Here is a 23,370-nt window from a genome sequence, read left to right on the forward strand (position 1 = left end):
GCCGGGTCGCTTTCGCTGGCCCGGCCTTCCCCACCGTGATTATCTAATCGTGGTGTCGATCACGCGCGTGGTGTTACGCGCCGACCTTGAATCGGGCGAAGCCCGACACGGTCAGTTTGGCGTCGGCAAGAACCTTGCTGACGGACACCTTGTTGTCCTTGGCGTAGTCCTGCTCGAGCAGGGCGACCTGCTTGAAGTAGGCCTTGACGCGACCCTCCACGATCTTGGGCAGGGCCGCTTCGGGCTTGCCTTCGTTCTTGGAGATTTCGGTCACGATCTTACGCTCGGTCTCCACGGCCTCGGCCGGAACATCGTCCGCCGCGAGGTACTCGGGGTTGGCGAAGGAGATGTGCTGCGCGATGCTGCGCGCGGTCTCCGCGTCAGCGCCGGCGTAGCCCAGAACAACTCCGACCTGCGGGGGCAGGTCCTTGCTGGTCTTGTGCAGGTAGATCGAGAAGGACTCACCGTTCACGGCAACGACGCGACGCAGTTCGAACTTCTCGCCGATGATGGCGGCTTCGCCGTCGATCAGGTCGGCGACGGTCTGGGTTCCGGCCAGGGCGGCCAGTCCCTCTTCGACCGTGGTCGCTCCAGCGGCCGCGACAGCGTCGAGGACCTTGTCGGCGAGGACGACGAACTTGTCGCCCTTGGCGACGAAGTCGGTCTCGCAGGCGAGCTCGATCATGAACGCGGTGGTGCCGATTTCCTTGGCGGCGACGAGGCCCTCCGAGGTGGAACGGTCAGCGCGCTTGGCGTTGCCCTTTGCTCCCTTGAGACGCAGAATCTCAATGGCCTTGTCCATGTCACCGTCGGCTTCGACCAAAGCATTCTTGGTGTCCACCATTCCGGTGCCGAGGTTTTCGCGCAGGGCTTTGACGTCTGCAAGTGTGAAGTTTGCCATACCTGAATCCCTACTTGGTTTCTTCAGCGGCAACGTCGGCCTCAGCAACGACGGCTGCAGCGTAAGCGGCGGCAACGTCGGTGTTGGGAACGGCGTCGGCGATCGTGACGTCAGCAACGGGCTCGGCAACAACAGCGGCTGCCTCTTCGACGACGGGCGCGTCGACAACGGCCTCTTCGGAACCGGCCTTTTCCGAACCCTGAAGGAGTTCGGCTTCCCATGCGGCGAGGGGCTCGACTTCGGCCTCCGGCTTGGCGTGGCGCTGGATGAGGCCCTCGGCTGCGGCGTCCGCGATGATACGGGTCAAGAGGCCCACGGAGCGGATGGCGTCGTCGTTGCCCGGGATCGGGTACTGGACGTCATCGGGGTCGCAGTTGGTGTCGAGGATCGCGATGACGGGGATGCCAAGCTTCTTGGCCTCGTCGATTGCGAGGTGCTCCTTGTTGGTGTCGACGACCCACAGGGCAGACGGGGTCTTCGTCAGGTTGCGGATTCCGCCGAGGCTCTTGTGCAGCTTGACGAGTTCGCGCTTCTTGATGAGCATTTCCTTCTTCGTGAAACCGCTCTTGGCGGTGTCGTCGAAGTCGAGCTCTTCGAGTTCCTTCATGCGGGCCAGACGCTTGGAAACGGTCTGGAAGTTGGTGAGGAGGCCACCGAGCCAGCGCTGGTTGACGTAGGGCTGGCCCACGCGCGTCGCCTGCTCCGAGATGGATTCCTGGGCCTGCTTCTTGGTGCCGACGAAGAGGATGGTGCCGCCGTGGGCAACCGTCTCCTTGACGAAGTCATAGGCCTTGTCAACGAACCCGAGCGACTGCTGCAGGTCGATGATGTAGATGCCGGAACGCTCGGTGAAGATGAAGCGCTTCATCTTCGGGTTCCAACGGCGGGTCTGGTGCCCGAAGTGCACGCCGCTGTCGAGCAGCTGGCGAATGGTTACGACGGCCATGAGCCGTTCTCCTTGTCCGGCGTTGCTGCAGGGCAGCGAAACGCCAATCGGTTTCTGCGATGATCGGACGATCATCACTCCTGGTGCCCGGCACACGTCCGCCCCTGTTTCTATCGGGAATTCCGAGGAACGAATCCGAGGAATCCCGACGAGACGAGGACCGATTGGACCTGGAGGCCGAATGGGCACGCGTAGTCAGCGCACAAAGCGCTGCTCTGAGTAGAGTACCACCCCGGCGCGGTCGGTTCCTCCACAGGGCGAAGTGTCGGCGGAGTCTGCCCCATCTCCGTTTCGGTCCCCCGCCGAGTGATGCACGGGTGCAGTGTGGTCGCATGCGTGCACCTGCATCGTTCACCGCCCTCCTGGTCGTCTCGCTGCTCGCCGGTGCCGGTGGCGGTGTCGGTCCTGGTGTCGGTCCTGGTGCTGGTGCCGGTCCTCGTGCCGGTGCCGCGCCGACGGATGCCTGGGTCTGGCCGATCGGCCCCCCACACACCATCTCTGCTGCCTATGACGCACCGGCAACGCCTTATGCGGCCGGACATCGCGGGCTGGACTTCGCCGCTCGGCCGGGCGACCCGGTGCTGGCGCCCGCGGATGGCGTGGTCAGCTTTGTCGGCGTGGTCGTTGATCGCCCGGTGTTGGCGATCGCCCACCCCGGTGACCGGGTCTCCAGCTTCGAACCGGTCGAGGCCTCGGTGGCCGTGGGCGACCCGGTGCTCGCGGGCCAGCGCATTGGAACGGTGGCGACCGGCGGCCACTGCCAGGGCTGCCTGCACCTCGGCCTGCGGCTGCACGGCGAGTACGTATCGCCGCTGCTGCTGCTCGGCGGGATCCCGGGCGCGGTGCTGCTTCCCCTGGCGTAGGTTCGACGCGGCCCGGTCAGGCCCGCGGATGGGCGAGTCGGTAGCTCTGCTGCAGGCGTTCGGCCGAGACGTGCGTGTAGATCTGCGTCGTGCCGAGGCTCACATGCCCGAGCAACTCCTGCACGGCCCTCAGGTCGGCTCCCCCATCGAGCAGGTGGGTCGCGGCCGTGTGGCGCAGGGCGTGCGGGCCGGACGGACCGGAACCCGGGACATCCGCCAGCAGCCCGGCCACGAGACGATACACCGCGCGCACGCCCAGGCGCTGTCCGCGTGAGCCCAGGAACAGGGCCGTCTGCAGACGGGCCGGCGCCGTGCCGGGCTGGGCGGCGAGCACGGGGCGCGCATGCTGCAGGTACTGCAGGACGGCGGTTTTCGCCGGCACTCCGAAGGGCACGACGCGCTCCTTGGCCCCCTTCCCGGTGACCCGCAGGGTCAACCGGTCCAGGTCGAGGTCGGCCACGTCGAGACCGACCAGTTCCGAGACCCGCAGTGCCGACGCGTAGAGCACTTCGATGATGGCGAGGTCCCGTCGCGCCCCCGGGTCGCCGTCGGCGGTGCGCGCCGTGAGCGCGGACAACAGCGCGGTCATCTGGGCGGTGCCGAGCACGCGGGGCAGGGACTGCGCCGGTTTCGGCGCGCGCAGGCGCACGCCCTCGTCGGCGGGAGTCTCCCCGGTGCGCGCCAGCCAGGCCGTGAAGCTGCGGGCCGAGGCCGAGCGGCGGGCCAGGGTGGCTCGCGAGAGCCCCGCCTGTGTCTCGACCCACAGCCATTCGCGCAGCAACTCGAGGTCGACGTCGCGGGTCTGGGTCAGCGACCGCTGCCGGGCGAAGTCGGCCAGCCGGGCCAGGTCGCTGCGGTAGGCGCGCACGGTGTGCTCGGAGAAGCCGCGCTCCACCTGCAGGTAGAGCACGAAGTCGGCGATCTCCCGGGTCAGCTGCATGGTGCCAGCCTATTCGGGGCGACGGCCACGGGTGGGCTAGCGCTGCCGGGAGAATGCGTCGAGGCGGCCGGCGGGGCTGAGCGCCTCGATTCGGGCGAGGAGGGCAGCGTCGAGATGGGTGACCGTGGTGAAATCCCCGATGGGCACCTGGGAGTGCACGATTCCGCCACCGGTGCTCGGCGCGTACACGTGCACGAGGTGCAGCGACTGGCCGCCGTTCACGCCCGTGAGTTGCCGGTGTGGCGCGGTGAGGTCCATCGTGTAGCAGGTCGCCGCGGCCACCGACACGGGAATCCCGGCGAACAGGCCGTGGGTTCCGTAGTGCAGGTGCCCGCCGAGAATGGAGCGGATGTCGCTGCCCGCTACCACCCGCGCCAATCGGTGCTGCTCGCGCAGCTCGAGCACCGTCATGAGCCCAATCGGGGAGGCGATCGGAGGGTGGTGCAGGGCGAGGATGGTGCCGTGGGGTGCCGGTTCCTGCAGCTGCCGGGCGAGCCAGCCGAGTTGGGCATCCGTCAGTTCGCCGTGGTGGTAGCCGGGCACCGACGTGTCGAGCGCGATCAGGCGCAAACCGTTGACGGTGACGGAGCTGTCGACCGGTGCCGGTGGCGTGTTCGGCCCGGTGGATACGGCCTTCCCCTCCGCCGGTCGACCGAGCAGGTCGGCGCGGAAGGCGGCTCGATCGTCATGGTTTCCCATCACCCAGACCACCGCGGAGCCCCATCGGGTGGCGGCGGTGTCGACCAAGGCTCGAATGCGACGGTAGGCGTCCGGTTGCCCGCGATCGGCGATGTCGCCGGTGAAGACGAGGGCATCCGGGCGCAGGCCCAGCCGGTCGATCTGGGCCAGCGCCCGCACGACGGTGCTGTCGGTGTCGACGCTGCCATAGAGCGGCGCCGCCTCGGCGAGGAAGTGCGTGTCGCTGAGGTGTACCAGGAGGTGGGTGGCGGCCGGGTGCTGGCCGAGTTGCACGTGGGGGGCCCGTTCGGTCGGGGGAGAAGCGTCGTTCGGCATGGATCCACCCTTCAGTGAAGTCCCACCCTAGGGCCCGCGACCGTCAGGAGTGTCTTCACTCACGTCGTGCGCGACCACCCCGATTCTCGTTCGTGCACCACCCCCTCGAGCCCGAGGCCACCCAGAGCCCCGCGCACCGACGACAACGACAGTCCCGAACGCCGCGCGATGTCGGCGACGGAGCGAGCGGCCCGGGCGCTGAGAGCATCGAAGACCCGCACCTGGTCACTCGTGCGGCCGTGACCCGACCCCGCGCCCGCGTCGCCGTCCGCGGCCGGCACGTTGAGCCCGGTCGGGTGCGGACTGATGCCGGCCAGCTCGGCCATTTCGCTCGCGTTGGTCACGCATTCGGCATCGTATTCGCGGATCAGGCGGTGGCAACCGGCTGAAGCCGGACTGGTGACCGGGCCCGGGACCGCCCCGAGCGGCCGCCCGAGCGCCGCTGCATGGCCGGCCGTGTTCAACGATCCGGATCGCCAGCCGGCCTCGAGCACCACCGTCGCCGCACTCGCGGCGGCGATCAGTCGGTTGCGCTGCAGAAACCGCCACTTGGTCGGGCTGGCACCGCAGGGAAGCTCGGAGATGACCGCCCCGAGCTCGGTGATTCGGTTCAGCAGGGCGTCATGGCCGGTCGGATAGAAACGGTCGACTCCCCCGGCGAGGAAGGCGACGGTCATGCCGTCGCTCGCGAGCGCCGCCCGGTGCGCCATGCCGTCGATGCCGTAGGCCGCCCCCGACACGATGGCGAAGCCCCGATCACACAGTCCCGCTGACGCTTCCATGGCGACGTGTTCGCCATACTGGGTGGCCGCACGCGACCCGACCAGCGCGATCGAGCAGGGCATCGCCCGGAGCGCGGCCGGAGTCCCCCGCCACCACAACGCGATCGGCGTATGTGCCGCGAGGTCTCCGAGGGCCAGGGGCCAGAGCGGATCGCTCGGCAGCAGCAGCTTCGCCGACACTCGCTGCGCGGCGAGGAGCGAGCGCACCACGTCGTCCAGCACCAGCCGGGGGCGCCACCGCTCCAGGCCCTGCTGGAGGGTGGTCTCGAACTCCTCGTCACCTCCTCGTGCCGGCCCCGCTCCCCGCTCGTTCACGCCCGCACCGCGCCGCTCGCGGATCAGGGCCGAAATTCGCCGCGGGGTCCAGGAATCGTGCAGGACTTGCAGGGAGCTGACCGCACCCAGTTCGGTGACGAGCAGACCCGCGAGTCCGTCGCCGGGCTCGGCGATCCCAGACCACGCCGCGCGGGCGAAGATGTGCGCCGCCGCCGCGGGATCCGGCGGTTCGGCTCCGCTTGCGCCGAGTGCCACGCCGGCGGCGAGCGCCATCACGCGCGCCTCGTCCAGTCCGAAAATTCTCATCACGCCATCCCTTTTCTCAGGTAGAGAGCCAGACCCACCTCGTTGGGGCCCGGCCGTACGGTTCCGTCGAGGTCCGCGATGGACCACGCGACGCGCAGGACACGGTCGTACCCGCGCATGGTGAGGCCGCCGCGCTCGAGGGCACGGTCGATCGACGCCGTGGCGGCGAGGTCGAGACGGGCCGGCGCGGCTCGCAGCCACGGGCCCGGCACCTGGGCGTTCACCCGCCACGGGGTCTGCGCCAGCCGCTCGGCGGCTGCCGCGCGGGCCGTGATCACGCGGGCCCGGGCATCCGTGCTGCTCGTGCGCGGGGTCTCGCCGGCCAGCCGCAGCTGCGCCGCGGTGATGCGGCTGACCGCGAGCTGAATGTCCATGCGGTCCATGAGCGGGCCGGAGAGCCTGGCCAGGTACCGGCGCCGGGCGCTCGGCGGACAGGTGCACTCGAGGTCGCCAGCCCCGTACTGGCCGCACGGGCACGGGTTGGCGGCCATCACGAGCTGGAATCGGGCCGGAAAATGCGCGATCACGTTGGCCCGATGGATGCTGATCACCCCCGATTCCAGGGGCTGGCGCAGCGCGTCGAGAACGGGACGGGCGAACTCCGGTGCTTCATCGAGGAACAGAACGCCCTGCGACGCCCGAGCGGCGGCCCCCGGCCGAATCTGCGAACTGCCGCCGCCCACGATGGCGGCCGCGGTGGCCGTGTGGTGCGGCGCCTCGAGCGGCGGCCGGGTGATGAGCGCTGAGCCGAGGCCCCGGCCGCTGAGGGAGCGCAGCGCGCTGACCTCGAGGGACGCGGCCTGGTCCAGGTCGGGCAGCAACCCCGGCAGGCGTGCCGCGAGCATGGTCTTGCCCGCCCCGGGCGGCCCGAGCATGAAAACGTGGTGCCCGCCCGCGGCCGCGATCTGCAGGGCCAGGATGGCGTCGTCGTTGCCGATCACGTCGACCAGGTCGAGTTCCGCCGCATCCGCGGATTCTGCGGCGGCATACCGGATCGGCTCAACCGGGCGCGGCGTGAGCTCACCGCCGTGCCAGATGACCGCGTCCCGCAGCGACGCGACGCCGATCACCCGCACGCCGGGCACGAGGGCGGCTTCTTCGGCGTTGCCCGCCGGCACCATCACCGTCGTGTGACCGAGTCGGGCAGCCGCGATGACCCCGGGCAGGATGCCGGGGGTCGGCCGCAGCCGACCGTCGAGGGCGAGCTCCCCGAAGTGCACCACCCGCCCCACCGATGCCGTCGACACGACCCGGTCGGCGGCGAGGCAGGCCAGCGCGATTGCGAGGTCGAACCCCGCGCCGTGCTTCGGAAGCGCGGCCGGCGACAGGTTGACGGTGAGCCGGTGCGGGGTTACCGGGCAGCCCGAGTTCTGTGCCGCAGCCCGCACCCGCTGGGCGGCCTGCGCGAGGGCCGCATCGGGCAGCCCGATCAGGATGAAGTTGGGAAGCTGCGAGGAGATGTCGGCTTCGACTTCGACGAGGGCACCGGTCAACCCGATCAGGGCCACAGCGTGCGTGCGTGCGACGCCCATCAGCGCGGCCCCCACAGAACAGGCCCCATCAGAACACCCCTTTGAGATGCTCGACGATCGGCTCGGAGCCGGTGCCCGTGCCGGTGATCACCGCAATCGCGTCGATGCGGATGCGCGGCGGCCAGACCTCGGCCTGTTCACACCAGGCGGCCGCGAGCCGCCGCATTCGGGCGAGCTTCACCACCGTGATTGCCTCAAACGGATGCCCGAACCGGGTACTCGAACGGGTCTTGACCTCGACGAACGCGACCTCCCCATCGCGTTCGACGATGACGTCGATCTCGCCCTCGGCACACCGCCAGTTGCGTGCGATGATGCGGTAGCCGTCACCGGCCAGGTACTGCGCGGCACACTCTTCGCCGCGCCTGCCCACTTCGTCTTTGTGCGCCACGTTGACCTCCGCGCCCAGACTGGCGCACGTCGGAGCGACCAGGGTGAGGAAAAGCCTGATCAGTGAACAAGTCGTCGGCACCGTGCCCTGTGGAGGGATGGTGCCGCGCCGAGACAGGCCGCGCCGCTACAGCCCCAACAGCACCAGTTCCGCATCCATTCGCCGGGCGATTTCGGCGTAGCCGGCGTCACTCGGGTGCAACCCGTCTGACCCGATCCACTCGGGATGGCCCTCGATCCAGCGCGAGGCGCCCGCGATGAAGTCGGCGTCGATGGCCTGTGCCCCCGCCTGGGCCCACCCGCTGATCTGGTCGACGGACTCTGGGCGGGCATCCGTGTACCAGAACGGCTCGACGACCACGATGCGCGCCTCGGGCAGAGACCGCGCGAGCGCGCCCAGGTCGTCACGGATCGCCGCCTGGATCTCGTCGGCTGCGGCCGGCATCGAGAAGTTGTCGTTGAGTCCCATCGTGACGATCACGATGTCGGGATCGGCGTCGATGACCTGTTCCACGAGGTCCTGGCCGGGCAGGCTGCTGCGGTTGTTGACGAAGCCGAGCCCGTTGACGCTGGGATTGACCTCGTTCCAGCCCCGCGGAACGCTGATCAGGGTCGACCAGCGCAGGGCCGGGTCACTCGCCCCGGTGCCGAGCGTGTAGGAGTCGCCGTAGAAAGCGACGGTCGGACCATCGGGGAACTGCGCGGCGGTCGGTGACGTCGGCGCCGGCGACAGGTTCGCGATCGTGAGCGCGACGGCGCCCACGACGCCGAGTGCAGCGATGCCGAGGATGACCCGGTGGCGTGTAGATCTCATGACCGTGGTTCGGAGCGGCGCTCCCCCAAGTTTGGCTCGGTCCGTGCTCGACACCGGTCCTGGCCACCGACCAGCGTCGTCAGCGAATCAGCGTCGTCAGCGAATCAGCGTCGTCAGCGAATCAGGGTCGGGACAGCCGAGGTGAACGCGAAGCGGGCATCCGTCGCGCGCAGCACCCGCAGCACGTTTCCGCCCGCGAGCGCGGCGAGGTCGGCGGCAGACCAGCCGCGTTCGGCGAGCTCGGTGAGCAGGGCGGGGTACCCGTCGACGCCCTCGATGCCGAGCGGAAACTCGTCGGTGCCGTCGAAATCGCCGCCGAGCCCGATGTGGCGCAGCCCCGCCAGGTTGCGGGCGTGCTCGACGCGATCGGCCACGTCGAGCACGGTCACCGCGGGCGCCGGCCCGGTGTGCGGGCCGTCGAACCAGGCCGAGTACTGCTCGGAGAGGAACTGCGGCACAAACGTCACCATGAGCACGCCATCGTTCTCGGCGAGTCGGGCGAGCACGTCGTCGGGCACGTTGCGGGGATGATCGGCGAGGGCACGGCAGGAGCTGTGACTGAAAATGACGGGCGAGTCCGTCACGTCGAGGGCCGCGTGCATTGTGGCCGGGGCCACATGGGACAGGTCGACGAGCATGCCGAGCCGGTTCAGTTCCCGCACGTACTCGACGCCGCGGGCGCTGAGGCCATCGTGCGCGGGGGCATCCGTGCCGGAATCGGCCCACTCGGTGTTGTGCACGTGGGTCAGCGTGAGGTAGCGCACGCCCAGCCGGGCGAGCATGCGCAGCACGGCGGGTGAGTCGTTGAGGCAGTGGCCGCCCTCCGCGCCGAGCAGGGAGGCGATACGGCCGCCGGCGCGGGCGGCTTCGATGTCGGCCGCGCTGCGGGCGATGCTGAACACCTGCGGGTAGCGCGCCGCGAGGCGGTACACCCAGTCGATCTGCTCGAGGGTGCCCTGCACGGCCTCGGCGCCCGGAAGGTCGTCCGCCACGTAGACGGACCAGAATTGGCCGCCGACCCGCCCGGCACGCAGCCGGGCGATGTCGGTATCGGTGGCCAGGCCGGCGCTGAGGTCTTCGACGGAGTAGTCGCGGTGTTCGCGGCATTCCCAGGCCCAATCGTTGTGGCCGTCGATCAAGGGGGCCAGGTCGAGTGCCTGCGCGACGATCGCCGCGACGGCTGCCGGTCCCGGGGCATCCGGTGTCGACGCAGCCGGGAGGGTCGGCGGCTGCGCGGGCTCGGCCGCGGTCATGCGGTCACGAACAGTCGGCGCACCACGCGCCCCTCGGCGAGGGCGTCGAGGCCCTCGTTAATCTCGGCCAGCGGCCGGGTGTCGGTGTGCAGCAGTTCCACGGGCAGCCGCCCGGCGCGCCAGAGCGCGAGGTACCGCGGAATGTCCCGTTCGGGTACCGAATCGCCCATATACGAGCCCAGCAGACGAATGCCGGTGCCCGCGAACTGCAGGGCCATCACCGTGATCGTCTGCTCGGGGTGCGGCAGCCCGACCGAGACGAGGGCGCCGCCGCGGGTGAGCAGCGGCAGGCAGGCTTCGAGCACCCGGGCGCTGCCGACCGCCTCGACGGCGAGGTCGACACCCGATTCTCCGCCGCGGCCGTCGCCGGTGTGCGCGACGACGAGGGCGGCGGCATCGCCGGGGGCGCCGGTGAACTGTGCCCCGCAGGCGAGCGCGAGTGCCCGTTTCTCGGGCAGCGGGTCGATGGCGATGACCGTCGCACCGGGCACCTGGGCGGCCGCCATCACGGCCATCAGCCCGACGGCGCCGAGCCCGAAGACGATCACCGACTGGTTCTCGGTGAGCTGGCCGGTGTTCAGCACGGCACCGATACCGGTGAGGGCGGCGCAGCCGAACATCGCGGCGACGTCGAGGGGTACGTCGGCGTCGATCACGACGACCGATTCGCGGGCGACGACGGCGTACTCGGAGAAGGCCGACACTCCGAGGTGGTGGTTGATGCGTTCGCCCGTCGCCGACCGCAGCAGCGCCGGCCCGTGCAGCAGGTCGCCGGTCGTGTTCGCGGCGGCCCCGCGATGGCAGAGCGCCGGGCGACCCGAGCGGCAGGCCCGGCAGTTTGCACAGCCCGGAACGAAGACCAGCACGACGCGGTCACCGGGGTGCACATCGGTGACCCCGTCACCACAGGCGGCGACGGTACCGGATGCCTCGTGGCCGATAGCCATCGGCAACGGACGCACCCGGGACCCATCGATCACCGACAGGTCGGAGTGGCAGAGGCTCGCCCGTTGGATCCTCACGAGCACCTCGCCGGCCCGCGGGGACGGCACTGCGAGGGTGCGAAGGGACAGCGGAACACTCGCGGCATAGGGCCGCGGCCGCCCGGCTTCGGCGAGAACGGCGCTCTGCATGGTGGCAGGAATGGGGGCAGGAACGGTCGGGAAAGGCGTCGCAGCTGTCGTCATGGCCCAACCTAGCCGGGACCGCCGACACGCGGGGCGCGTGGGCGCTGGCGCGCGTAGAGTTCTGCCATGACTGCGCGCACGAAGCTCACCGACCTGTCGATGAAAGCCATGAACGGCGTGCACCGGGCCCTCCTCCGGGTCTCCGGGGGCCGGATCGGCTGGACCATCGGCACGATCCCGGCGGTCGAGCTGCACACCATCGGGCGCACGAGCGGGCAACGACGATCGACGATGTTGACGGCGCCGGTGCACGACGGCGACACCTACGTGCTGGTGGCGTCCAAGGGCGGCGACGATCGACATCCGTTCTGGTACCAGAACCTCGTCGCCAACCCGGAGATCGAGCTGACCGTGCGCGGGCGCACGCGGCCGTTTCGGGCGCGCACCGCGACATCCGCGGAGAAGTCCGAACTGTGGCCGCGCATCGTGGCCGCGTACAGCGGATACGCCGCCTACCAGACCAAAACCAGTCGCGACATTCCTGTCGTCATCTGCGAGCCGCGCGGCTGACCGCCGCGCGGCTGACTGACGTGCGGGGCTAGCCGGCGACGACGGTGAGGGCTGCGGTGCCGGGGAAGGTCGGGGCCTGAACCTGGGCCATCTCTTCGAGCACCCGAATCACCTGGCAGCTGTAGCCGAATTCGTTGTCGTACCAGACATAGAGCACGACCTTGTTGCCGGTCGCGATCGTTGCGAGCCCGTCGACGATGCCCGCCCGGCGGGAGCCGAGGAAGTCGCTCGAGACGACCTCGGGCGAGTCGATGTAGTCGATCTGCTTGTGCAGGTCGGAGTGCAGCGACATGGTGCGGAGATAGGTGTTGAGCTCCTCCTTGTCGGTGCCCGACTCGAGGGTCAGGTTGAGGATGGCCATCGACACGTCGGGGGTGGGCACCCGGATCGCGTTGCCGGTGAGCTTGCCGGCCAGTTCGGGCAGGGCCTTCGCGACGGCTTTGGCCGCGCCGGTCTCGGTGATCACCATGTTGAGCGCCGCCGAGCGTCCACGCCGGTCGCCCGAGTGGAAGTTGTCGATGAGGTTCTGGTCGTTGGTGAAGGAGTGCACCGTTTCGACGTGGCCTTCGACGATGCCGAAGCGGTCGTTGACGGCCTTGAGCACCGGGGTGATCGCGTTCGTGGTGCACGAGGCGGCGGTGACGATGAGGTCGTCGGCGGTGATGGAGGCGTGGTTGATGCCGTGCACGATGTTCTTGAGCGCGCCCTTACCCGGCGCGGTCAGCAGAACGCGGGAGACTCCCGGGCATTTCAGGTGCTGGGACAGTCCTTCCGCGTCGCGCCAGCGGCCCGTGTTGTCGACGACGACGGCGTTGTGGATGCCGTACGACGTGTAGTCGACCGTGGCCGGGTCACTCGAGTAGATGACCTGGATCAGGGTGCCGTTGGCGAGGATCGTGTTGTTGATCTCGTCGACGGTGATGGTGCCCTCGAAGGGGCCGTGCACGGAGTCCCGGCGCAGCAGACTGGCCCGCTTGATGATGTCGTTCTCCGAGCCCTTGCGCACGACGATGGCGCGCAGGCGCAGGCCCTGGCCGCCGCCGGCGTGTTCGATCAGGATGCGGGCGAGCAGGCGGCCGATGCGGCCGAAGCCGTAGAGCACGACGTCGGTGCTTGTGCGCTCGTCGAGGCCGTGCTGGCCGACGATCGGGGCAAGTTCCTCGCGCAGGTACTCGTCGAGGGTCGTGTCTGCGGCGCTGGCCCGGTAACCGACGGCCAGGCGGGCCAGGTCGAGCGACGCCGCGCCGAGGTTCAGGTTGCCGAGGGCCTGCAGAATCGGAAGGGTCTCCTCGAGCGGCAGTTCGACGTCGGCGATGTGCCGGGCGAAACGGTGCGCTTTGAGCAGGCCGACCACCGATTTGTTGACCAGTCCGCGACCGTAGACGCTCGTGACCACGTTGTTGGTGCGGTAGAGCCGGCCGATCAGGGGGATCATGGCTTCGGCCAGCGCCTCCCGGTCGATCCAGAGTTGCCGAGCACGATCCGCTGCCTGATTATGATTCACTGCGCTACTTCCTACCGTCGTTGGTTTGTGTGAGCGCCTGAAGCCTATCGCCTCGCCACCCGTCCAACGCCTACCCGCGCGCCTACCCGTGGCCTATCCGTGGCCTATCCGGGGTCTACTCGTCGATCGCCAGTTCCTTGGGCAGCTCGAAGTCCTTCGACGCGAGTTCCTCCACGTTGACGTCTTTGAACGTCAGCACGCGCACCGACTTCACAAAGCGGTCGGACCGGTAGACGTCCCACACCCAGACGTCTTTCATGGTGAGTTCGAAGTAGAAGTCGTGCTCGGTGTCCCGGCGCACGAGTTCGACCTCGTTTGCCAGATAGAACCGTCGCTCGGTCTCGACGACGAACTGGAACTGCCCGACTACGTCGCGATACTCGCGGTACAGGGCCAACTCGACCTCGCGGTCGTAGTCCTCAAACTCGTCTTCTTCCATGGTGACCCAATCCTAGTTCTTGATTTTGGGCCGACGAATCAGACCGGGGTCTTGAGCCAGGACCGGCGGTGCAGCCCGCTCGGACCGAGCTCGGCTATGGCACTCATATGGGCCGCACTGCCATACCCCTTATTGCCGGACCAGCCGTACCCGGGGGTGGCCGAGTCGTAGGCGATCATCATGCGGTCGCGGTGTACCTTGGCGATGACGGATGCTGCTGCCACCGACCCGCAATCCCGGTCGGCTTTGATGCGGGTCACCACGCGCAGCGGCGTTCCGAGGGAACGCGTGAGCCAGTCGTCGCTGCCGTCGAGCAACACCACGCTCGCGCGCACGTCGACGCCGGAGTCGTGCAGCTTCGCGAGGGCGCGCTTGCCGGCCAGGCCGAGGCAGGCGATGATGCCGAGCTCGTCGACCTCCTGAGCCGTGGCGAGCCCCACGGCGGAGTGCCTCGCCCAGGACACGGCGAGCGGCGCGAGCAGTTCACGTCGGGGTTCGCTGAGCATTTTCGAATCGCGCAATCCGGCCGGAATGGGGGTGACATGCACGTCGATCGCGGCGAGCCCCACGGCAACCGGTCCGGCGAGGGCCCCGCGGCCGACCTCGTCGCAGCCGATCACGCACCCCGCACCGGAGGCGAGCGACGGGTAGGCCGCGAGCATCTCGCGTTCCACGTCGAGCGTGGGGTCCGAAACGGCCACCTACTCGTCGGCTGTCTGCGTGCCGGTGGTGCTGTCGGTGTCGGTCGCGCCATCATCCGTCTGCTCGACGCCCCGGAAGACGTCGGAGTAGTTGTCGAGCCAGCTGAGGTGCCCGAGCGGCCAGGACACGACCAGGGCGCGCCCGACGACGTTCTCGATGGGCACGTAGCCCTCGCCGGGGGTGGTGCCGTTGTAGCGGGAATCCTTGGAGTTGTAGCGGTTGTCGCCCATCATCCACAGCGAATCCGGCGGCACGGTGACGTCGAAGTCGTCCTTGGAGACGCGGGTCTCACCGGTCGGCGACAGGTAGGCGGACTCATCGAGGGCGATGTCGTTCACGCTCATCTGGCCGAGGGCGTTGCAGCAGACCACGTGGTCGCCGGGCAGCCCGATGACCCGCTTCACGAGGTGGTCATTGCTGTCGGGCGCGGACAGGCCGACGATGGAGGCGACCCAGTCGAGGGAGGCGACGATCGGGTTCTGTTCCACCTCGACCGACGGCGGCAACCAGCCGCCCGGATCGGTGAAGACGACGACGTCGCCGTGCTCGATCGGCATCAGGCCGGGCTCGAGCTGGTTGACGATGATGCGGTCGTCAACCTGCAGGGTCTGCTCCATCGAACTCGACGGAATGTAGAACGACCGAATGAGGAAGGTCTTGATCAGGAACGAGATGAGCAGGGCCACCACGAAAATGATCAGGAGGTCGCGCAAAAAGAGCAAGACGCTGGTCTTCTTGCTCCTGGGTGAATCTGATTCCCGGCGATCGGATCGCGAGGTCAGTACATTTTCTGTCAATTAAACCGCCTGAGCTCCGGATCCACTGTACGGGATCCGGAGCTCAGGTTGATACGGGGCCTAGCTTTGTGCAGGAGTTGCGGGTTAGCGCTTTTCCTTGATCTTGGCCTTCTTGCCGCGCAGGTCGCGCAGGTAGTACAGCTTCGCGCGACGCACGTCGCCACGAGTGACAACTTCGATGTGGTCGATGACGGGCGAGTGCACCGGGAAGGTACGCTCGACGCCGATCTGGAAGCTGACCTTGCGCACGCAGAACGTCTCGCGCACGCCTTCACCGGAGCGGCCGATGACGACGCCCTGGTAGACCTGAATACGAGAGCGGGTACCTTCAATGATGTTGACGTGCACCTTGACGGTGTCGCCGGCACGGAAGTCGGGGATGTTCGTCTTGAGGGACGGCGCATCCACCTGGTCGAGAATATGCATGAGTTTTCGCTCTCTGTACCCGCCACAGGTCGAATACGAATAAGTGACTGATTTTGTTGCGCCGAAAGTGACAGCTCCCCTGTGGCAGAGGCTTGCCGCGGCACAAACGCCTATTCTGTCAGAAACCGCGCGCTCTCGCAAAGCGGATGCGTCACAGCCCAGACTCAGGGCTGGGTCGGTTTTTCCTTGATCACAATGACCTCGGGGTCGGTGCGTGCCGGCCGCGGGGCCGAACTCTGCGGCGACGAGGCGCTGCCGGGCATGTTCGGCATGGTCGGCATGTTCGGGAACGACAGCGGACCCTGGCGGGACGTGCCGGCCGGCGGCCGGGCCTGCTGCTCGACGAGGTCGATCATCGCCCGCATCCGCTTGCGCGCGGCATCGTAGAGTTCCCAGAGCGCGAACCAGAAGGCTCCGATGCCGATGAAGACGACCAGCACCGAGAGCCAGCCGGAGGCGCTTTCGGCGAATCCGATGCCGATGATGAGCGCGTGCCAGAGGGTGAGCACCCCGACATCGGCCCAGGAGACCATGCGGGTGGAGCGCACCTCTTTGCGGGCGTACACCAGAAGCGCGACGACCAGCAGGCTGAGTCCGAGTGCGACGGCGCCGAAGAAGACGCCGAGCACGGCCCAGCCTCCGGTGCCGAAGATGGCCGAGCCAATCAGCAACCAGAGGGGCAACACGGCTACGGCGGCGAACTGCCAGGAGTAGAAAATCCGTCTAATGATCACCAGTCCAGAGTATTCGCACGTGCTGCGCGAAGCCTCACAGTTCGCTGAAGGCGCAGTGCAGATTCAGGCGCGGCAACCTGTGCTGGGGAGCGGTCAGACGGCCGGCGGCAGCAGGTCGGGGCGCACCCGGCGGGTACGCTCGAGCTGCTGAGCGCGCCGCCAAGCACTGATGGCGCCGTGATTGCCGCTCAGCAGCACGGGCGGCACGTCGAGGCCGCGCCAGCTCGACGGCTTCGTGTAACTCGGGTATTCGAGCAGCCCGCCCTCGTGCGACTCTTCGACGAGGCTCTCGGGGTTGCCGACGACGCCGGGAATCAGCCGCCCGACGGCCTCGATCATCGCCATCACGGCCACCTCTCCCCCGTTGAGCACGTAGTCACCGAGGCTGACGAGGCGCACCTCGCCGCGGGTCGCGAAATGGTCGACGACGCGCTGGTCGATGCCCTCGTAGCGGCCGCAGGCGAACACCAGGTGCGGCTGCTCGGAGAGCTCACGGGCCATGGCCTGGGTGAACTGCTCCCCCGCGGGAGACGGAAAGATCAGGATCGGGCCGGGTGCGGCATCCGCTTCGGAAGATACCGGCGCGGGCTCGCCGAAGATGGCGTCGAGGGCGTCGCCCCAGGGCTCGGGCTTCATCACCATGCCGGCGCCGCCGCCGTAGGGGGTGTCGTCGACGGTGCGGTGCCGGTCGTGGGTGTGGTCACGCAGATTGTGCACGCCGAGCTCGATCAGGCCGCTCTGGCGGGCCTTGCCGAGCAGGGAGAGGTCCAGCACATCGAAGAACTCGGGGAAGATGGTGACGATGTCAATGCGCATCCCTCGATTCTAGGTTGCGGGCCGGTCTGGGGTGCGCGGGCCGTGTCGCTACGCCGCGTGGGCGGCGAGGCGCCCCGCAGCGAGGTGGGCGTCGAGGTAGCGGTCGATCACGAGGTCGACCATGCCGGCCGGGGGCGCCTCAGCGGCAACCAGCAGCGGGTCGCTGACCAGGTCGGCCCCGACGTTGCGGGTGAGGTCGAAGAAGAAGCCCGGGGCCATCAGGTAGGTGCTGATGGCGAGGCGGGCGTGTGGATGGCGGATGCGCGCGGCGGCCACCGCGCAGGCCAGCCGCGGGCTGGCGGCGGAGAGAAACCCAACGGTGACACGCACGCCGAGGCGGGCGGCGAGCATCCGGCCGACTTCGCGGCAGTCTTCCACGGCGCGGGCGTCGCTCGAGCCGGCAGCGGCGAGCACGAGTTCATCGCCGGCCCGGTAGCCGGCCTGGCCCAGACGGTAGACGAGTACCTCAACCAACCGCCGGTCGGGGCCAAGGGCGGCGGAGACGACCGTGTCGCGGTCGACGGCGGCGGTCTCCTTCTGCAGGTCGACGTGCACGTGGTAGCCGGCCGACAGTAAGAGGGGTACGACGATGGCGGCGGATGCGTCGGGCAGCGCCCCGAGGGTCGTGGCCACGTCGGGCTGCTGCACGTCGACGAAACCGCCGGCGACCGTGAGGTCGGGGCGGGCAATGGAGACGGCCGCGACTAGGGCCGCGATCGCGGCCTGCCCGGCGAGCGAGTTGGTGCCGTGAGAGACCGCGACGAGCGCGGGCTGGGCGGCGGACCGCACGTTTCGGGGCATCCGTCCGGTTAGTGCGCGGCGCGCCACATCGGTGCGGGTCCGGCTCACGCCTCGACCGCGACCTCGATGTAGCCGCCGACGACGCGGGTCTGGTAGGTCGGCAGGGCGAGGGCGGGGTTGGAGAAGCACTCGCCGGTCTCGAGGTCGTAGACCTCCTTGTGCAGCGGAGAGGCAATGGTGGGCCGGTCGCCCTTGGAGCCGACGATGCCGCGGGCCATGACGTAGGCATCCGTGTGCGGGTCGCAGTGGGCGACGGCGTAGATCTCGGTCGGGGAGAGCAGGAACAGGGCGATCTGCTTCATGCGCACCAGCGCGGCCTCACCCCAGGAGGGCTCGAGGTCGGTGACGGCGCAGGCCCGCTCCCACACCAGGTCGGCGCTGCTGAGGTCGGTGCTGCTGAGGCCGGCGGGAGCAGCGCCGGTGGCGGAGGAGACGGTGGTCGGTGTCGTGATGGTCAGGCTCATGGTGCGCTCCCACTCTTGGTGTACTGGTGCTGCCGGGGATGTATCCGTCCGGCTGCTTGGCGTTGGTTTCACGCTACGGCGGTCAGGTTTCCGCGAATCACGCCCCGTGTTTCGCCGACGTGAAACCTGCCTCACAGGGTGCTTGCGCGACTGTGGGACTTCTGACATGACAGGACACATGGGGGACACGACGGTGAAATCGCGTGCCCGTACGCTCGGGAACACTCGCCCCGAAAGGACGCTGATGCTCTCTTCTTCCCCCGAATCCTCCGCCGCCGGGTCTCCCCCGGAGGCACGCCGCGTTGTCATCATCGGTGGCGGCCCGGCCGCCCACCGTTTGACGGATGCCCTGCATTCCCGCGACACGGAGCACATTCTGGCCGTGACGGTGATCGCCGAAGAACAGCACCTGCCCTATGACCGGGTCGCCCTCAGCCAACGCCTCGCGGGCCAGATCGATCTCACCCTCGAGCCGACCGGTGTGTGGGATTCCGAGCACATCACCCTGCGCATCGGCGAGCGGGCCGAGTCCATCGACCGGGACGCGAAAACCGTCACGACCGCCCTCGGCCACACCGTGCCCTACGACGACCTGGTCTTCGCGACCGGCTCGAGCGCCCCGGTTCCGCCCCTGCCCGGCTCCGAGCACATTCGGGTCTACCGCACCCTCGACGACGTCGACGCCCTCGTCGCCGAACTCGGCGAGCTGACCGTGTCGCTCGGCCGCGCCCCGAAGGTCGTCGTCGCCGGCGGTGGGCTGCTGGGCCTCGAAGCGGCCGGCGGCCTGCACCGCCTCGGCGGCGAAGCCGCCCTCGTGCACTCGGGCCCGTGGCTGATGAGCGCTCAGCTCGACGCCGGCGGCGGGCAGGCCCTCGGCCGCCTGATCACCGCCCAGGGCATCGCTCTGCACCTCGGCACCCGTGCCACCGCGATCCTCAGTAACCCCGTCGGCACGGAAAGGGGCACCGAAACGGATGCCCCGGTCGTCACCGGCGTCTCCCTCGGCTCGGGCGACACCATCGCCGCCGACATCGTCGTCTACGCGATCGGCATCACCCCGCGCGACGAACTCGCCCGCGACGCCCACCTCGATCTCGGTACCCGCGGCGGCATCGTGATCAGCGGGGAGTGCCAGACCAGCGATCCGAACATCTGGGCCATCGGCGAGGTCGCCAGCTTCGGCGGCCGCTGCGTGGGTCTCGTCGCCCCCGCCAACGCGATGGCCGAGGTCGTCGCCGACCGTCTGCTCGGCGGAACGGCGACCTTCACCACCGTCGATGACGCCACCAAGCTCAAGCTGTCCGGCGTCGACGTGGCCAGCTTCGGCGATGCGCTCGCCGTCACGCCCGGGGCGCTGGAAATCGTCTACGCCGACCCGGCCCGCGGCCTGTACCAGAAGCTCGTCGTCACCGACGATGCCAAGACCCTGCTCGGCGGCATCTTCGTCGGCGACGCCACGCCCTACTCAGCCCTGCGCCCCCTCGTCGGCCGTCAGCTCTCCAGCGAACCCGGCGCGTACCTGTCCGCGGCGGGCGCCGAGGCTCCCGGCGGCGACGAGCTGCCCGACGACGCCCTCGTCTGCTCCTGCAACATGGTCACCGCCGGCACCGTGCGCGAAGCGGTGCGCGGCGACCACACCGAGCCCTGCACCGAACTCGGCGCGCTGAAGACCTGCACCCGCGCCGGCACCCAGTGCGGCTCGTGTGTGCCCCTGATCAAGAAGCTGCTCGAAGCCGAACTGACCAAGTCGGGCCAGACTGTTTCCCACGCCCTGTGCGAGCACTTCGAACTCAGCCGCCAGGAACTCTTCGAATCGGTGCGGGTGCTCGAACTCGTCAGCGCCGAGGAGGTCTTCGAGCGCTTCGGCACCGGCCGCGGCTGCGACGTCTGCAAGCCCGCCGTCGGCTCCATCCTCGCCAGCCAGAACTCGGCGTATATCCTCGACGCCGGCCGGGGCACCCTGCAGGACACCAACGACCGGGCCATGGCCAACATGCAGAAGGACGGCACCTACTCGGTGGTCCCCCGCATCCCGGCCGGTGAGATCACCCCCGCGAAGCTCGCCGTGATCGCGAAGGTCGCCGAGGACTTCAACCTCTATACCAAGATCACCGGCGCGCTGCGCATCGACATGTTCGGTGCTCGGCTCGAGCAGCTGCCGGACATCTGGCGGGTGCTCGTCGACGCCGGCTTCGAATCGGGCCAGGCCTACGGCAAGGCGTTGCGCAACGTGAAGAGCTGCGTCGGCTCGACCTGGTGCCGCTTCGGCGTGCAGGATTCGGTCGCGCTCGCCATCAAACTCGAGCTGCGCTATCGCGGCCTGCGAGCCCCGCACAAGTTCAAGTTCGGCGTCTCCGGCTGCGCCCGGGAGTGCGCCGAAGCGCGCGGCAAAGACGTGGGCATCATCGCCTCCGACCTCGGCTGGAACATGTACGTCGGCGGCAACGGCGGCTTCCAGCCCGCCCACGGCCAGCTGCTCGCGAGCGACCTCGACGAAGAAACCCTGATCAAGTACATCGACCGCTACATGATGTACTACATTCGCACGGCCGACCGGATGCAGCGCACCGCGCGCTGGATGGAAGACCTCGACGGTGGCGTCGACCACGTGCGCGACGTCGTCATCAACGACACCCTGGGCCTCGGCGACGAACTCGAAGCCGCCATGGAGAAGCACGTGGACACCTACGAGGACGAGTGGGCCGCAACGCTCGCCGACCCCGAGCGCCTGCGCCGATTCCGCTCCTTCGTCAACGCGCCGATCGAGCCCGATCCCAGCATTGCCCGGGTCGTCGAACGTGACCAATTACGACCGGCCACCGCGGACGAACGGGCCGATTCGAGTACTGTTCTCTTAAGTGGAAGCCGTATTCCCGTTCGAGGAGAGTGACAATGACAGCCCGAAATTCTGGGTTGACCGAACCGGGAGCTGGGTTGACCGAAACGGGAGCTGGGTTGACCGAACCGGGATCGCGGCCCGTGGGGTCGGTGGCACTCGTCGGTGGTGGTCCCGGCGCCGGTGAGCTGCTGACCGTCGCCGCGGTCGCCGCGCTGAGCGCGGCCACCGTCGTGCTCTACGACCGGTTGGCCCCGCACGAGACGCTGCGCGCCCTTGCGCCGCAGGCCGTGCTCATCAACGTGGGTAAGCATCCGGGAAACCATGCGATCTCGCAGACCGACATCGAAGCCCTCCTGGTCGAACACGCCCTCACCGGCGCACGCGTCGTGCGGCTGAAGGGCGGCGACCCCTACGTCTTCGGGCGCGGCAGTGAAGAAGTGCTCGCCTGCCACCGCAACGGCATCCCGGTCACGGTGATCTCGGGCGTCACGAGCGCCATCGCCGTGCCCGCCGCCGCCGGCATCCCGCTGACGCACCGCGGGCTCAGCCACGGCTTCACCGTGATGAGTGGCCACGCGCCGCTCACCGACCGTGAACTCGAAGGCCTGACCCTGCTCGGCAGCACCATCGTGGTACTGATGGGCGTCGGCACCCTGCCGACCCTCAGCCAGGGCCTGCTGCGCCACGGCATGGATGCGGACATGCCCGTCGCGATCATCGAGCGTGGCTTCAGCGAGACCCAGCGCACGACCATCGCCACCCTCGCGACCGTGCTGTTCGAGTCGGCGCGGGTGGGCGTGACCTCCCCCGCGGTGCTCGTGATCGGCGAGGTCGTGAGGCTCGCCTATGACGGCGACCTCAGCGCCGAAGACCTGCTGCGCCGCGCCGGCGAGTTCGCAGCGGTCGACTGATGCCGAACGAACCCACCGAACCTCCCGTCGTCCCCGAACCTGTCGACGTGCCGATGACCGCGTTCCAACCCGACCAGCTCGAGGGGTTTCGCATCGGGGTGACGAGCGACCGCCGGTCGAGCGACCTGATCGACGCCTTCGAGCGCCGCGGGGCCCGGGTCGTGCACGCCCCCACCCTGCGCATCGCCAACTCGCAGCAGGACGGCCCGCTGCTCGATGACACCCGCACCATGATCGCCGCCAAGCCCGACATCCTGCTCGCCACCACGGGCTATGGGGTGCGACGCTGGTTCGAGGTCGCCGAGATGGACGGCCTCGGGCACGCCCTCACCGAGGCCCTGGCCGAGACCACTATTTTGGTGCGCGGCCCGAAGGCGCGCGGCGGTATCCGTGCGACCGGCCTCAACGACTCCGGCATGAGCGACACCGAAACGACGGCATCGCTCGTGGACAAGGTACTCGCCGAATACCCGCCCGGCCTGACCGTGGGGATCCAGGTGCACGGACACACCGACGAGCGGCAGCTGGACCGCCTGCGCGCGGTGCACGACACCGTGCTCACGGTGGCGCCGTACCGCTGGATCGCCGTCGACGACTCCGACGAGCGCGTCTACAAGCTCATCGAGGCGATCTGTGCCCGGCAGCTGGACTGCGTCACCTTCACGAGCGCACCCTCGGTGCACGCGCTGTTCGGCGCGGCCGAGGGCATGGGCGTCTATCCGGCGCTGATCGCCGCACTGCAGACCAACGTGCGGGCGGCATCCGTCGGCCCGGTCACATCCATCCCGCTGATCGCGGCCGGAATCGACCCGATCCAGCCGACCCGTTTTCGCATGGGCGCGCTGATTCGGCTGGTCTGCGAGCAGCTCGAACTGGTCGGCATCGAACGCATCGAGACACGGCACGGACCGCTCGCGCTGCGCGGCGCGATGGTCGAGTTCGGGGGGCAGCGCATTCCGCTGCCGCCGACCGCGCTCGCGATCCTGCGCACCCTCGTGGCCGCCGGCGGGGCCGTCGTGTCGCGCGACGAGCTCGCCCAGGCGCTGCCGGGCACGACCGACGACCACGCCATGGAGGTGTCGCTCGGGCGGCTGCGGCAGGCGCTGCCGGAAGCGGGGCTCATCGCGACCGTGGTCAAGCGCGGATACCGACTCGACGTGTAGCCGCATCGGTCGGGGTGCCTGTCGATACGTGACAGCTGTGGGCGCACGACTCTCGTATGG

At 68.9% G+C, this 23,370-nt stretch carries 23 protein-coding genes and 1 pseudogene; 5 read left to right on the top strand and 19 right to left on the bottom strand.

The genetic code is table 11. The annotated features are described in order from the left end of the window. Nucleotides 1–73: 73 nt before the first annotated feature. Both tsf and rpsB read right to left on the bottom strand, forming a co-directional pair. Nucleotides 74–901 (bottom strand): translation elongation factor Ts, encoded by an 828-nt coding sequence (tsf, locus tag D6T64_RS21115; protein WP_119976650.1) that lies wholly within the window; start codon nucleotides 899–901, stop codon nucleotides 74–76. A gap of 10 nt (nucleotides 902–911) precedes the next feature. After that, nucleotides 912–1,847 carry a 30S ribosomal protein S2 gene (gene rpsB / locus D6T64_RS21120; protein WP_119976823.1) on the bottom strand — a complete coding sequence of 312 codons (936 nt, stop codon included), beginning with the start codon at nucleotides 1,845–1,847 and terminating at the stop codon, nucleotides 912–914. 332 nt (nucleotides 1,848–2,179) lie between these two features. On the opposite strand from rpsB, the gene D6T64_RS21125 reads away from it, so the two are divergent. Further along, on the top strand, nucleotides 2,180–2,710 hold the full coding sequence (locus tag D6T64_RS21125) for a M23 family metallopeptidase (RefSeq protein WP_119976651.1): 531 nt from the start codon (nucleotides 2,180–2,182) through the stop codon (nucleotides 2,708–2,710). Between the two features lie 16 nt (nucleotides 2,711–2,726). Here D6T64_RS21125 and D6T64_RS21130 read toward each other — a convergent pair whose 3' ends face one another. The 8 genes from D6T64_RS21130 to D6T64_RS21165 all read right to left on the bottom strand — a co-directional run bounded on the left by D6T64_RS21130 (nucleotide 2,727) and on the right by D6T64_RS21165 (nucleotide 11,150). Then, the gene (locus D6T64_RS21130) at nucleotides 2,727–3,650 is read right to left on the bottom strand and encodes a tyrosine-type recombinase/integrase (RefSeq protein WP_119976652.1); all 924 of its coding nucleotides are present in this window, start codon (nucleotides 3,648–3,650) and stop codon (nucleotides 2,727–2,729) included. Nucleotides 3,651–3,686: 36 nt separating this feature from the next. Then, on the bottom strand, nucleotides 3,687–4,664 hold the full coding sequence (locus D6T64_RS21135) for a metallophosphoesterase (protein ID WP_119976653.1): 978 nt from the start codon (nucleotides 4,662–4,664) through the stop codon (nucleotides 3,687–3,689). Nucleotides 4,665–4,723: 59 nt separating this feature from the next. Beyond that, nucleotides 4,724–6,028, bottom strand: coding sequence for a DNA-processing protein DprA (gene dprA, locus D6T64_RS21140; protein WP_119976654.1), 1,305 nt, complete (start codon nucleotides 6,026–6,028; stop codon nucleotides 4,724–4,726). Further along, nucleotides 6,028–7,560 (bottom strand): YifB family Mg chelatase-like AAA ATPase, encoded by a 1,533-nt coding sequence (locus D6T64_RS21145; RefSeq protein WP_119976824.1) that lies wholly within the window; start codon nucleotides 7,558–7,560, stop codon nucleotides 6,028–6,030. Before D6T64_RS21145 ends, dprA begins: the two co-directional genes overlap by 1 nt. A 28-nt stretch (nucleotides 7,561–7,588) precedes the next feature. Next, nucleotides 7,589–7,951, bottom strand: coding sequence for a YraN family protein (locus D6T64_RS21150; protein WP_119976655.1), 363 nt, complete (start codon nucleotides 7,949–7,951; stop codon nucleotides 7,589–7,591). Between the two features lie 126 nt (nucleotides 7,952–8,077). Beyond that, nucleotides 8,078–8,764: an SGNH/GDSL hydrolase family protein gene (locus D6T64_RS21155; RefSeq protein ID WP_119976656.1), complete on the bottom strand. Its 687-nt coding sequence runs from the start codon at nucleotides 8,762–8,764 to the stop codon at nucleotides 8,078–8,080. A 113-nt stretch (nucleotides 8,765–8,877) separates the two neighbouring features. Continuing rightward, the gene (locus D6T64_RS21160) at nucleotides 8,878–10,017 is read right to left on the bottom strand and encodes a dipeptidase (protein WP_119976657.1); all 1,140 of its coding nucleotides are present in this window, start codon (nucleotides 10,015–10,017) and stop codon (nucleotides 8,878–8,880) included. Next, a complete protein-coding gene (locus D6T64_RS21165) occupies nucleotides 10,014–11,150 on the bottom strand; it encodes an alcohol dehydrogenase catalytic domain-containing protein (protein WP_119976658.1) in 1,137 nt (378 codons plus the stop codon). The genes D6T64_RS21160 and D6T64_RS21165 overlap by 4 nt, the downstream gene beginning before the upstream one ends. A gap of 120 nt (nucleotides 11,151–11,270) precedes the next feature. Here D6T64_RS21165 and D6T64_RS21170 point away from each other — a divergent pair, with 120 nt between their 5' ends. Continuing rightward, nucleotides 11,271–11,714, top strand: a complete 444-nt coding sequence (locus tag D6T64_RS21170) for a nitroreductase family deazaflavin-dependent oxidoreductase (RefSeq protein ID WP_119976659.1) — start codon at nucleotides 11,271–11,273, stop codon at nucleotides 11,712–11,714. Nucleotides 11,715–11,742: 28 nt separating this feature from the next. On the opposite strand, the gene D6T64_RS21175 is transcribed toward D6T64_RS21170, so the two are convergent. From D6T64_RS21175 to nirD, 9 genes are all read right to left on the bottom strand, one after another. Continuing rightward, the gene (locus D6T64_RS21175) at nucleotides 11,743–13,218 is read right to left on the bottom strand and encodes a glyceraldehyde-3-phosphate dehydrogenase (protein WP_119976660.1); all 1,476 of its coding nucleotides are present in this window, start codon (nucleotides 13,216–13,218) and stop codon (nucleotides 11,743–11,745) included. 115 nt (nucleotides 13,219–13,333) lie between these two features. Further along, a complete protein-coding gene (locus D6T64_RS21180; RefSeq protein WP_119976661.1) occupies nucleotides 13,334–13,657 on the bottom strand; it encodes a DUF2469 family protein in 324 nt (107 codons plus the stop codon). 38 nt (nucleotides 13,658–13,695) lie between these two features. Continuing rightward, entirely contained in the window at nucleotides 13,696–14,358 is a 663-nt protein-coding gene (locus D6T64_RS21185) for a ribonuclease HII (RefSeq protein ID WP_119976662.1), read from the bottom strand. Further along, the gene (gene lepB, locus D6T64_RS21190) at nucleotides 14,359–15,156 is read right to left on the bottom strand and encodes a signal peptidase I (RefSeq protein WP_377010291.1); all 798 of its coding nucleotides are present in this window, start codon (nucleotides 15,154–15,156) and stop codon (nucleotides 14,359–14,361) included. A gap of 84 nt (nucleotides 15,157–15,240) precedes the next feature. Continuing rightward, nucleotides 15,241–15,582, bottom strand: coding sequence for a 50S ribosomal protein L19 (rplS, locus tag D6T64_RS21195; RefSeq protein WP_119976663.1), 342 nt, complete (start codon nucleotides 15,580–15,582; stop codon nucleotides 15,241–15,243). A 164-nt stretch (nucleotides 15,583–15,746) separates the two neighbouring features. Beyond that, nucleotides 15,747–16,316 (bottom strand): MFS transporter, encoded by a 570-nt coding sequence (locus D6T64_RS21200; protein ID WP_119976664.1) that lies wholly within the window; start codon nucleotides 16,314–16,316, stop codon nucleotides 15,747–15,749. Between the two features lie 93 nt (nucleotides 16,317–16,409). Continuing rightward, the gene (gene trmD, locus D6T64_RS21205; RefSeq protein ID WP_119976665.1) at nucleotides 16,410–17,132 is read right to left on the bottom strand and encodes a tRNA (guanosine(37)-N1)-methyltransferase TrmD; all 723 of its coding nucleotides are present in this window, start codon (nucleotides 17,130–17,132) and stop codon (nucleotides 16,410–16,412) included. 48 nt (nucleotides 17,133–17,180) lie between these two features. Further along, nucleotides 17,181–17,981 (bottom strand): sirohydrochlorin chelatase, encoded by an 801-nt coding sequence (locus D6T64_RS21210; RefSeq protein WP_233551483.1) that lies wholly within the window; start codon nucleotides 17,979–17,981, stop codon nucleotides 17,181–17,183. Continuing rightward, nucleotides 17,978–18,397 carry a nitrite reductase small subunit NirD gene (gene nirD / locus D6T64_RS21215; protein WP_119976667.1) on the bottom strand — a complete coding sequence of 140 codons (420 nt, stop codon included), beginning with the start codon at nucleotides 18,395–18,397 and terminating at the stop codon, nucleotides 17,978–17,980. Before nirD ends, D6T64_RS21210 begins: the two co-directional genes overlap by 4 nt. A gap of 244 nt (nucleotides 18,398–18,641) precedes the next feature. Between nirD and nirB the strand changes: the two genes are divergently transcribed. The 3 genes and pseudogenes from nirB to D6T64_RS21230 all read left to right on the top strand — a co-directional run bounded on the left by nirB (nucleotide 18,642) and on the right by D6T64_RS21230 (nucleotide 23,310). Then, nucleotides 18,642–21,287, top strand: a complete 2,646-nt coding sequence (gene nirB, locus D6T64_RS21220) for a nitrite reductase large subunit NirB (protein WP_119976668.1) — start codon at nucleotides 18,642–18,644, stop codon at nucleotides 21,285–21,287. A gap of 71 nt (nucleotides 21,288–21,358) precedes the next feature. Continuing rightward, nucleotides 21,359–22,147: pseudogene (gene cobA / locus D6T64_RS21225) on the top strand (uroporphyrinogen-III C-methyltransferase); the annotation flags it as partial. Further along, nucleotides 22,147–23,310: a uroporphyrinogen-III synthase gene (locus tag D6T64_RS21230; protein ID WP_233551485.1), complete on the top strand. Its 1,164-nt coding sequence runs from the start codon at nucleotides 22,147–22,149 to the stop codon at nucleotides 23,308–23,310. The pseudogene cobA and the gene D6T64_RS21230, both read left to right, overlap by 1 nt. Nucleotides 23,311–23,370 lie beyond the last annotated feature (60 nt).

Source organism: Cryobacterium melibiosiphilum, from assembly GCF_003602235.1.
Taxonomy (GTDB): Bacteria; Actinomycetota; Actinomycetes; order Actinomycetales; family Microbacteriaceae; genus Cryobacterium; species Cryobacterium melibiosiphilum.

Bases quoted from the DNA above. Each gene is read 5' to 3' on its own strand.
- tsf (WP_119976650.1), bottom strand. From the start codon at position 901: ATGGCAAACTTCACACTTGCAGACGTCAAAGCCCTGCGCGAAAACCTC.
- rpsB (WP_119976823.1), bottom strand. From the start codon at position 1,847: ATGGCCGTCGTAACCATTCGCCAGCTGCTCGACAGCGGCGTGCACTTC.
- D6T64_RS21125 (WP_119976651.1), top strand. From the start codon at position 2,180: ATGCGTGCACCTGCATCGTTCACCGCCCTCCTGGTCGTCTCGCTGCTC.
- D6T64_RS21130 (WP_119976652.1), bottom strand. From the start codon at position 3,650: ATGCAGCTGACCCGGGAGATCGCCGACTTCGTGCTCTACCTGCAGGTG.
- D6T64_RS21135 (WP_119976653.1), bottom strand. From the start codon at position 4,664: ATGCCGAACGACGCTTCTCCCCCGACCGAACGGGCCCCCCACGTGCAA.
- dprA (WP_119976654.1), bottom strand. From the start codon at position 6,028: ATGAGAATTTTCGGACTGGACGAGGCGCGCGTGATGGCGCTCGCCGCC.
- D6T64_RS21145 (WP_119976824.1), bottom strand. From the start codon at position 7,560: ATGGGCGTCGCACGCACGCACGCTGTGGCCCTGATCGGGTTGACCGGT.
- D6T64_RS21155 (WP_119976656.1), bottom strand. From the start codon at position 8,764: ATGAGATCTACACGCCACCGGGTCATCCTCGGCATCGCTGCACTCGGC.
- D6T64_RS21160 (WP_119976657.1), bottom strand. From the start codon at position 10,017: ATGACCGCGGCCGAGCCCGCGCAGCCGCCGACCCTCCCGGCTGCGTCG.
- D6T64_RS21165 (WP_119976658.1), bottom strand. From the start codon at position 11,150: ATGCAGAGCGCCGTTCTCGCCGAAGCCGGGCGGCCGCGGCCCTATGCC.
- D6T64_RS21170 (WP_119976659.1), top strand. From the start codon at position 11,271: ATGACTGCGCGCACGAAGCTCACCGACCTGTCGATGAAAGCCATGAAC.
- D6T64_RS21180 (WP_119976661.1), bottom strand. From the start codon at position 13,657: ATGGAAGAAGACGAGTTTGAGGACTACGACCGCGAGGTCGAGTTGGCC.
- rplS (WP_119976663.1), bottom strand. From the start codon at position 15,582: ATGCATATTCTCGACCAGGTGGATGCGCCGTCCCTCAAGACGAACATC.
- trmD (WP_119976665.1), bottom strand. From the start codon at position 17,132: ATGCGCATTGACATCGTCACCATCTTCCCCGAGTTCTTCGATGTGCTG.
- nirD (WP_119976667.1), bottom strand. From the start codon at position 18,397: ATGAGCCTGACCATCACGACACCGACCACCGTCTCCTCCGCCACCGGC.
- nirB (WP_119976668.1), top strand. From the start codon at position 18,642: ATGCTCTCTTCTTCCCCCGAATCCTCCGCCGCCGGGTCTCCCCCGGAG.
- D6T64_RS21230 (WP_233551485.1), top strand. From the start codon at position 22,147: ATGCCGAACGAACCCACCGAACCTCCCGTCGTCCCCGAACCTGTCGAC.